The sequence below is a fragment of the Micromonospora gifhornensis genome (assembly GCF_016863515.1).
GTDB classification, from domain to species: Bacteria; Actinomycetota; Actinomycetes; order Mycobacteriales; family Micromonosporaceae; genus Micromonospora; species Micromonospora gifhornensis.
On record NZ_BOPA01000045.1, the window covers coordinates 43,060 to 51,788 of the forward strand.

Here is an 8,729-nt window from a genome sequence, read left to right on the forward strand (position 1 = left end):
CCTCGGCCGGTCAGCTCCGGGTGATCACCTCGTTGCTGGCAAGGCTCTCGGTGCGCTGGCCGATCAGCGTGCGCAGGCTCTCCGCATCCCTGCCGGCCGCCGCCGCGTCGTATCCGTCGACAGTGGCCAGCACGCTTGTGATGGCGTCGACCGCGCCCAGCGCCGCACCGCTGGCGTACACCTCCTGGTAGAGGTCGCGGTAGGCGTCCTCGTACACCTGGGTGAACTTCTCACTGGCGAGGAACCGCTCCTTGAGCTTGTGTCCGCCGCCACCCGGTCCGCCGTTCCCACCCGGTCCGGCGTCCCCACCCGGTCCAGCGTTCCCACCCGGTCCAGCGTTCCCACCCGGTCCAGCGGTTCCGCCGGGCGGTGTGAAACCTTCGGGTGGCGTGAAACCTTCGGGCAGCGTGAAACCGTCAGGCGGCGTGAAACCGTCAGGCGGCGTGAAACCGTCGGGCGGGCCGGTGGTGTCCTGTTGCGCGCCGCCCGCGCGGTCCGGACCGCCCTGGTTCGCGCCGCCCCGGAAGGCACCGCCCCCACCGAAGCGGCCCTGCTCGTGGGGCCCCTGGGCGGCGTCCCCGCTGAACGTCAGGTTGTAGTCCCAGCCGATGACGCTGAACTTCTTGGAGGTCAGGTCGTACCAGAGGTAGTAGTTGCGACCGGGACCGGACATGTCGTCGAAGTTGAGCAGCAGGTTCTGCCAGGCCACGTACCTGGCGAAGGACGTCACGTCGAGCCGGTCGGCGAGCTGGGTGTCGAACTCGGCGTCACTGGCCGTGTCGACCCACCTGATCAGGTCGATGACGGGTTGCAGGTCCTGGCTGCCCTTCATGGTGATCTGCTTGAAGTCGTCGGCGTACGCGGTCTGGTCGTCACCCTGGTCGGTGAATCGACTGGTGGCCAGCGACTTGTACAGCACCCCGGGAGCGTCGAAGTCCTCGGCGAAATGCTCGTCGGGATGTTCCACGACCAGCCGCGCGGTGGTCGGCCGATCGTTGACAGTGAAGCTGGTGTACGCGTACTCCTGGGCCACCTCGCCGCCGGCGGCGAGCAGATTGAGGGCGACCGCCTCGTTGAGCACGGTGGATCCGCCGCCCATGCCGGCCACCCGCACCGCGATCTCCCGATGGCCCTGGTACCGGCGGCCGTCGACGTACTCGTCGAAGCGGATCAGCCAAGGCAGCGTCTCCGGCTCCTCGGCCCGCAGTGACGTCCGCGAGAATCCACCCGGCCCGCCGGCACCACCTGGCCCAGCCTGACCATCGGGCCCAGCCTGGCCGGGGCCTCGACCATCCGGCCTGTTCGGAGCGTTCGGGCCTTGCGGGCCGCCGCCGCGCTGTGAGGTCTGCCCGTTGCGGGTCAGGCTGCGCAGGGTGGAGTTGCCCTTGAGTCGGATGCCGACGCTGGGGATGGCGGTGCCGTCGATGACCAGGTCGGCCTCCAGGTACTCCTTCTCCCCCTCGGCGTAGAAGGCGTCCAGCATCCGTTCGTAGTCGGCGTCGCGGAAGACCAACTCGATGCGGTGCGCGACGGTCTCGTCGAAGAGGTCGATGGTGCCGGCGATGTCCTGGGTGACCAGGTCACCGCCGCTGGCGCTGGTGCTTGTCACGTACGGGCGGATCGGCACCGAGCTGAGCGTCACGGCGAGCACCAGCGCGAACGCGAGGCAGCCCGCGAGGAACTTCCAGTAGTGCCGGATCCGGACCGGGATGCGATGCCGCCAGCGCATCACAGGTCCGTCTGGTCGTAGCCGGTCAGCACGGTCACCCGCTGGCCGCCGGTCCGCTCGGCCAGCGCGTTGATCAGGTCGGCGGGCTCGGTGCCCTTCTTCAACCGCACCGTGTACATGATCTCGGTAAGCGCGCCGCCCCGGATGGTCTCCATGCTGACCAGTTCGAATTCGCTGGTGAAGCGGATCAGCACGTCCTGGATGTGGTCGGTGTGGCTGCCGGGTGGCACCTGCACCTTGACCACCTGGCGTTGGACGTTGGAGGCGAACCAGTTGAAGCGGTACATCAGCACGATGATCAGGCTGATCGTCACGGCGGCGACCACCGCCAGCAGGTAGAACCGGGTGCCGCAGGCCATGCCCACGCCCATCACCAGGAAGATGAAACCGACGTCACGGGTCTCCTTGATGGCGTTGCGGAACCGCACCACCGACAGCGCGCCCACCAGGGCGAAGGCGCGGGCGATGTTGGAGCCGACGACAAGCATGATCAGCGAGATGAGCATGCCGAGGATGACAAGTGTCTGCACGTACGACTGGCTGTACGACACGTTGCGGTGGGTGAACCGGTAGACCCAACCGATCATGGCGCTGAGCAGGAACGACAGCGAAAGGGCCAGGGCGATGTCGCCGACACTGAAGGTGCCGGACAGATCCTGGAACTCGAACGGCATGGGTTCAGACCTCACTTTTCAACGGGCTGCCGGCGGCAGCCGACTCGGCGTCGTCGGGGACGTGGAAGAGGGAGCGGGGGGCACGACCGAACGCCTCGACGCTCTGGCAGTACTTCGACATGCGGACGATTGACAGGTTCGTCCGGGCGGCCAGGTCGGTCAGCCAGTACGGCACCCGCTCGTTGGCCTTGATCTCCAGCACGGAGAACGTGGCCGGCACGATGAGTCGGTTCTCGGCGTCCGCACCGAGGTGGAAGTCGCGGTCCCGGCCGCGTACCCGGTGGTCGAGGGTGACCCGCAGGCCGAGGTCGGAATCCCGGCCGATGAACGCCTCCCGCTGATAGCCGGTCATCGCCACCGGCCGCAGGTCCAGGCCGCAGAGCAGTTCCAGTACCTCGTCGAGGAAGGCCCGCTGCTCCGGGGTGTGCTCGACCAACTGGCGCCGGTCGCACAGGTCGCGGGCCAGGTGGTACGGCAACGCCACCCGACGTTTCTGGGTGACCCGGTTGACCCGCTGTTTGATCTCGACGTGCACGATGCTGTCGTCGGTGACTGTGGACGCCTCGCCGTAGTGCCGCACCCGCAGCTTGCGGCGGAACTTCAGCCCTTCGATCTTCTCCCAGTAGAAGCGCAGATCGGCGGTGTCGTAGTAGACGCTCCAGACGCCGTACCCGGTGTCGCCGCCGTGGCTGTCGCGGTCCATCCGGGCGGCGAAGTGCTCGCGCAACGCCGGGACGTCGCCGGTCGGCACCAGATACTTGATCTCGTACCGGTTGAAGGCGTGCAACCTGCTCGGCGCCCGCAGCGCGTGCCCACCCCGGTCGTCACCGGTCTCCGGCCCGCCCTGCGGGGTCGACTGTGGCCGGGAGGACGACTGCGGGTCTGGGGCCTGGGACGCAGCCCGGCGGAGCCAGGAACGCATACGACATGGCCGATCTCTGTGACGACGGGGACCAGCACATCCAAGCGGACGAGGCTATGAATCAGCTTTGCGTACCGGGTGAGCCAGCGGTGAACCGGCAGCACCAAGTCCCCCGCGACGTGGTCTCGCCCGCCCACAAGATCGGCTATGTAAAGTTTTCTAGACATGATGTCAAGAAGGCCTTACTCTGAGGATGTCAAAGATTCTTTACCTCGGGGAGGCCGTCGTGACGCACGAGGAGAAACGGGCGTGGATCATGCTGGTGGTCAGCGTGATCGCGTACGCCGGCTATGTGGCGGTCGTGCTGGGCCGGCAGGACGGCGGGTCGCTCACCGCGGTGCCCTACGTCGGCGCGCTGCTCTGGACGGTGGGCGGTGCGATGGTCGCGAGCATCGTGGCCGAGATCGTGATGGGCATGGCCAACCCGCGGGCCTCGCGGGTCAAGGACGTCCGCGACCGGGAGATCGGGCGCCTCGGTGACCACGTCGGCCAGGCGTTCGTGATCATCGGCGCGGTGTCGGCGATGTTGATGGCGATGGCCGAGTGGGACTGGTTCTGGATCGCCAACGTCATCTACCTCTGCTTCGTCCTGTCGGCCGTGATCGGCTCGCTGGCGAAGGTGATCGTCTACCGCAGGGGTGTCCCGCAGTGGTGAAACCGACACGCGTCACCAACACCATCCGGGCGTTGCGCTTCGCCCACGACGAGATGACCCAGGCCGATCTCGCCGAGCGGATCGGGGTGACCCGGCAGACCGTGATCGCCATCGAGCAGGGCCGCTACTCCCCCTCCCTGGAGATGGCCTTCCGGATCGCCCGGGTGTTCGGCGTACGGCTCGACGACGTCTTCCAGTACCCCGACTCCGAGGAGGTGGCACCGTGAGGGCCATCGTTCAGGACAGCTACGGCCCGGCCGACGTACTGCGGCTGGGCGCGGTCGACCGGCCCCGCGTGGGTGACGACGAGGTGCTCGTGCAGGTGCGCGCGGCGGCGGTGGATCCCGGAGTCTGGATCTTCATGGTCGGTCAGCCGTACCTGGTACGCCTGGCCAGCGGGTTGCGCCGGCCCCGGGTGCCGGTACGCGGCCGGGACCTGGCCGGGGTGGTGGCCGAGGTCGGCGCCCGGGTGACCCGGTTCCGGCCGGGCGACGAGGTGTTCGGCACCTGCCTGCGCGGGTCGTACGCCGAGTTCGCCAGCACCTCTGCGCGGCGGTTGGCCCACAAGCCGGCGAACGTGTCCTTCGCCCAGGCTGCCGCGGCTCCCGTCTCCGGGTTGACGGCGCTGCGCGCCGTACGCGACAGCGGCGCGGTGCGGCCGGGGCAGCGGGTCATGGTGATCGGCGCTTCCGGCGGCGTCGGGTCCCAGGCGGTGCAGATCGCCAAGGCGTACGGCGCCACCGTGACCGGGGTCTGCGCCCCCGCCAGGGCCGACCTCGTCCGCTCCCTCGGCGCCGACGACGTGCTCGACTACACCCGCGAGGAGGTCGACCGGGATGGTCCGGTGTACGACGTGGTCATCGACACCGGCGGTGACCGTCCGCTGTCGTTGATGCGTCGTGCGCTCACCCCGCACGGCACCCTGGCGCTGGTCGGTGGCACGTACACCCGGGGTGGGCTGCTCGGCGGGTACGGCCGGCAGATGTTCGGGGCACCGCTGCTGTCCCTGTTCGTCGGCCATCGACTGCGCAACGTCAGTGCCGTGGAGCGCAGCGAGGACCTCGACGAACTGCGTGACCTGATCGCCTCGGGCGCACTCACCCCGCCGGTCGACAGTTGCTATCCGCTGGCCGAGGCGGCCGACGCTCTCCGCCATCTGCGCACCGGGCACCCAGCGGGCAAGATCGTGGTCACCATCTGACGGTCTCGCTCACCGGCGACTTCACCGGTCAGCCGCGACAGGGCTGACCGGTGACGAGTCGGTCCCGGCGGTGACGGTCAGTCGACGCCGAACTCCATGGCGGCCCGGTCGAGGGCCTCGTCCTCGGCCGGGGCCACACCCCGGGAGGCGATCGCCTCGGCGCCACCCTGCGGCATCGCGCCGATCAGCCCGGTCGAGGCCGCCTGCGCGGCGCCGACCATCCGCTGCGGCGATCCGCCGCCGACCATGCCGAGGTTCGCGTACTGCTCCAGCTTGGCCCGCGAGTCGGCGATGTCCAGATTACGCATGGTGAGCTGGCCGATGCGGTCGGAGGGGCCGAAGGCCGAGTCCTCGGTACGCTCCATCGACAGCTTGTCCGGGTGGTAGCTGAACGACGGGCCGGTGGTGTCCAGGATCGAGTAGTCCTCGCCGCGGCGCAGCCGCAGCGTCACCTCCCCGGTGACCGCCGTGCCCACCCAGCGCTGCAACGACTCGCGCAGCATCAGCGCCTGCGGGTCCAGCCAGCGGCCCTCGTACATCAGCCGACCCAGGCGGCGCCCCTCGTTGTGGTAGTTGGCCAGGGTGTCCTCGTTGTGGATGGCGTTGACCAGCCGCTCGTACGCGGCGTGCAGCAGCGCCATGCCGGGGGCCTCGTAGATGCCCCGGCTCTTGGCCTCGATGATCCGGTTCTCGATCTGGTCGGACATGCCCAGGCCGTGCCGGCCGCCGATGGCGTTGGCCTCCAGCACCAGGTCGACCGCGCTGGCGAACTCCTTGCCGTTGATCGTCACCGGGCGACCCTGGTCGAAGCCGATGGTGACGTCCTCGGTGGGGATCTCCACCGACAGGTCCCAGAACCGGACCCCCATGATCGGGTTGACCGTCTCGATGCCGGTGTCCAGGTGCTCCAGGGTCTTCGCCTCGTGCGTGGCGCCCCAGATGTTGGCATCGGTGGAGTACGCCTTCTCGGTGCTGTCCCGGTAGGGCAGGCCGCGTTCCAGCAGCCACTCCGACATCTCCTTACGCCCGCCGAGTTCGGTGACGAAGTCGGCGTCCAGCCACGGCTTGTAGATGCGCAGCTGCGGGTTGGCCAGCAGGCCGTAGCGGTAGAACCGCTCGATGTCGTTGCCCTTGAAGGTGGAACCGTCACCCCAGATCTGGACGTCGTCCTCGACCATGGCCCGCACCAGCAGCGTCCCGGTGACCGCCCGGCCCAGCGGGGTGGTGTTGAAGTAGGCCCGCCCGCCCGAGCGGATGTGGAAGGCGCCGCAGGTCAGCGCCGCCAGCCCTTCCTCGACCAGGGCGGCTCGGCAGTCGACCAGCCGGGCCAGCTCGGCGCCGTAGTTGAGCGCGCGGCCGGGCACCGAGGCGATGTCGGGCTCGTCGTACTGGCCGATGTCGGCGGTGTAGGCGCACGGAATCGCGCCCTTGTCGCGCATCCACGCGACCGCGACCGAGGTGTCGAGGCCGCCGGAGAAGGCGATGCCGACACGTTCACCGATGGGCAGGGAGGTCAGAACCTTGGACACAAGGAAGAGTATGCACCACGGCGCATACCCATGCAAGCCAGGGGTGGGTGGTGCCACCACCTCGACCGACCCCACCATCAGCCGTTCCGGCATTACATAGAGCAATCAGGGAGAAAGGCACGCTCGAATAATCCAGCATCATCAATTCCTCACCCTCCGTGATGCTGAGGAGTCTTTCCGTGACACAAGCAGAACGTCGTACCCGCCGCCCGCAGGCCGCCGACAAGATCCAGCTACCGTCCGACTCCCGCGCCACCTCCCTGTTCGCTCCCGGAGACGTCCCCCGCCGACGCGGGATGATCATCCTGCTCAGCCTGCTTGGCGGTTTCCTGCTCACCGTCGTCTGGTCCGCCGAATTCGTCGATTCGACAATCGGCGACAACGTCGCCAACACCCTCCTGGGCCACGACGCGAAGGAAACGCCGATCAGCGGGGCGGTGGCGGGCGTGATGTTCGCTTTCGTCTCCGGGATCGCCGGCACCTTCACCGCCTGCAACATCGCCGCCTTCGGCGCTCTCGCTCCCCTGACCGGCACGGCCGACAGCCGGATGAGCCGCTTCCTGGCGCCGCTGCGTCCACTCGGCTGGATGGCGGTCGGCATGATCGCGGTCTCCGCCCTCTACGGTGCGATCGTCGGCCTGGTCGGCACCGCGATGCCGCAGTTCTCCACCGCGCCGAACGTGCCCGGCTCGCTGTCACCGCGCAGCATCCAGTCCATGGTGGTCTACGGCATCATCGGCCTGGTCATGATCTACCTGGGGCTGGCCGCGTTGAAGGTGGTGCCGGACCCGTTCGCCCGGATCTCGCAGCGCTACCCGAACGCCCCGCTTGTCTTCATGGGCGCGCTCATCGCCGGCTTCCTGATCGGACGGCCGTTCCCGCTGTTCCGGCAGATGTTCCGCGACGCCGCCGAGAGCGGCAACCCGCTGTACGGCGCGGCCGCCTTCACCCTCCAGTCGATCGGCAACATCGTGATCATGGCGATCCTGTTCCTGCTGCTGAGCTGGTTCGTCGGCAGCCGACTCCAGCGCTGGTTCGCCGCCAAGCCGACCCGACTGGCCGCCACCATCGCGGTGGCGTTCATCATCGCGGGCGCCTTCATGTTCCTCTACTGGGACGTCCGCCTGCTCGCCCGCCGCGAGATCATCCCCTGGTACCCGACCGCCCCCTGGGTCTAGCAGCCACCTGGCCACTCCCACTCTCACGCTCGATCCCGGATCGAGTGGCCTCACCTTTGTAGGGATGCCACTCGATCCGGAATCGAGCACGACCGTGCCCCCGCACGCCCGACCCTCAGGTCACCTGCCGTGCGACTGATGCTCGCTGTCGTGGGACTGGCGCCAGTCACGGACCGCGTCCCGCATCCGGTCGAAGACCGCCACCGGCGGCCCGAGCAGCATGTTGCTCACCGGCGACTCACCCGCCGCCGGATGCGGCCGGGTGGGCGAGATCGCCTCGGCGGCCCGCACGGCACCGGCCATCTGACGCAGCCGCTGCGGATCGGTGTCGCGCCGCAACTGCGGGAACTCCTCCTGCTCCTCGTGCCGCGCATGGTCCAGCACCGCCTGCTCGAACGCGGCGAACCGGGCGTCGAACCCCGGCGCCGAGGTGCCCATCTCGTACAGCTCGGAGAGTTCGCGCTTGGCCTCACTCTCCTCACGCAGCCGCGCGTCGACCACCGCGTCCCCCGCGTCGGCCCGCGCCGCCGGATGCACCACCTGCTCCTCGGCGCTCTCGTGCACGGCCAGCAGGCGTACGAGATCCTGGAAGGCCTGCTGCTTGGCCTCCCCCTCGCTCTCCCTGACCTCCGCGAACAACGACCTGATCTGCTCATGCTGGTCGACGAGCAGATCAATGACATCCTGGTCCGGCTTGGTTGCGGTCATGATCAACCTCCCGCTGTCGAACTCGTCCTTGTCGTCACCCCTACCCGACCTGGACGAGCCCACACGCGATCATGGTCACGCTCGATGTGGAATCGAGTGGCCTCAGCACGACGGTCAAGCACTCGATCCGACA

General features: G+C 68.5%; 9 protein-coding genes. 4 read left to right on the forward strand and 5 right to left on the reverse strand.

Annotation, left to right across the window (positions count from 1 at the left end):
* Positions 1–10: 10 nt before the first annotated feature.
* From Vgi01_RS31200 to Vgi01_RS26450, 3 genes are read right to left on the reverse strand one after another with little or no spacing between them, the layout of a single operon-like run.
* Positions 11–1,729 (reverse strand): CotH kinase family protein, encoded by a 1,719-nt coding sequence (locus tag Vgi01_RS31200; protein ID WP_204292882.1) that lies wholly within the window; start codon positions 1,727–1,729, stop codon positions 11–13.
* On the reverse strand, positions 1,729–2,403 hold the full coding sequence (locus Vgi01_RS26445) for a DUF4956 domain-containing protein (RefSeq protein ID WP_102656383.1): 675 nt from the start codon (positions 2,401–2,403) through the stop codon (positions 1,729–1,731). The genes Vgi01_RS31200 and Vgi01_RS26445 overlap by 1 nt, the downstream gene beginning before the upstream one ends.
* Before the next feature lie 4 nt (positions 2,404–2,407).
* Positions 2,408–3,325: a polyphosphate polymerase domain-containing protein gene (locus tag Vgi01_RS26450; RefSeq protein ID WP_204292883.1), complete on the reverse strand. Its 918-nt coding sequence runs from the start codon at positions 3,323–3,325 to the stop codon at positions 2,408–2,410.
* A gap of 226 nt (positions 3,326–3,551) precedes the next feature.
* On the opposite strand from Vgi01_RS26450, the gene Vgi01_RS26455 reads away from it, so the two are divergent.
* Genes Vgi01_RS26455 through Vgi01_RS26465 form a run of 3 tightly spaced genes read left to right on the forward strand, consistent with a single transcriptional unit; the run spans position 3,552 to position 5,181 of the window.
* A complete protein-coding gene (locus Vgi01_RS26455) occupies positions 3,552–3,980 on the forward strand; it encodes a hypothetical protein (RefSeq protein ID WP_204292884.1) in 429 nt (142 codons plus the stop codon).
* Positions 3,974–4,207 carry a helix-turn-helix transcriptional regulator gene (locus Vgi01_RS26460; RefSeq protein WP_204292885.1) on the forward strand — a complete coding sequence of 78 codons (234 nt, stop codon included), beginning with the start codon at positions 3,974–3,976 and terminating at the stop codon, positions 4,205–4,207. The genes Vgi01_RS26455 and Vgi01_RS26460 overlap by 7 nt, the downstream gene beginning before the upstream one ends.
* A complete protein-coding gene (locus tag Vgi01_RS26465; protein WP_204292886.1) occupies positions 4,204–5,181 on the forward strand; it encodes an NAD(P)-dependent alcohol dehydrogenase in 978 nt (325 codons plus the stop codon). Before Vgi01_RS26460 ends, Vgi01_RS26465 begins: the two co-directional genes overlap by 4 nt.
* A gap of 77 nt (positions 5,182–5,258) precedes the next feature.
* Here the strand turns inward: Vgi01_RS26465 and argG are convergent, their stop codons facing one another.
* Positions 5,259–6,710, reverse strand: coding sequence for an argininosuccinate synthase (gene argG / locus Vgi01_RS26470; RefSeq protein WP_204292887.1), 1,452 nt, complete (start codon positions 6,708–6,710; stop codon positions 5,259–5,261).
* 179 nt (positions 6,711–6,889) lie between these two features.
* Between argG and Vgi01_RS26475 the strand changes: the two genes are divergently transcribed.
* The gene (locus Vgi01_RS26475; RefSeq protein ID WP_102656378.1) at positions 6,890–7,888 is read left to right on the forward strand and encodes a sulfite exporter TauE/SafE family protein; all 999 of its coding nucleotides are present in this window, start codon (positions 6,890–6,892) and stop codon (positions 7,886–7,888) included.
* A gap of 120 nt (positions 7,889–8,008) precedes the next feature.
* On the opposite strand, the gene Vgi01_RS26480 is transcribed toward Vgi01_RS26475, so the two are convergent.
* On the reverse strand, positions 8,009–8,596 hold the full coding sequence (locus tag Vgi01_RS26480) for a hemerythrin domain-containing protein (protein ID WP_102656377.1): 588 nt from the start codon (positions 8,594–8,596) through the stop codon (positions 8,009–8,011).
* Positions 8,597–8,729 lie beyond the last annotated feature (133 nt).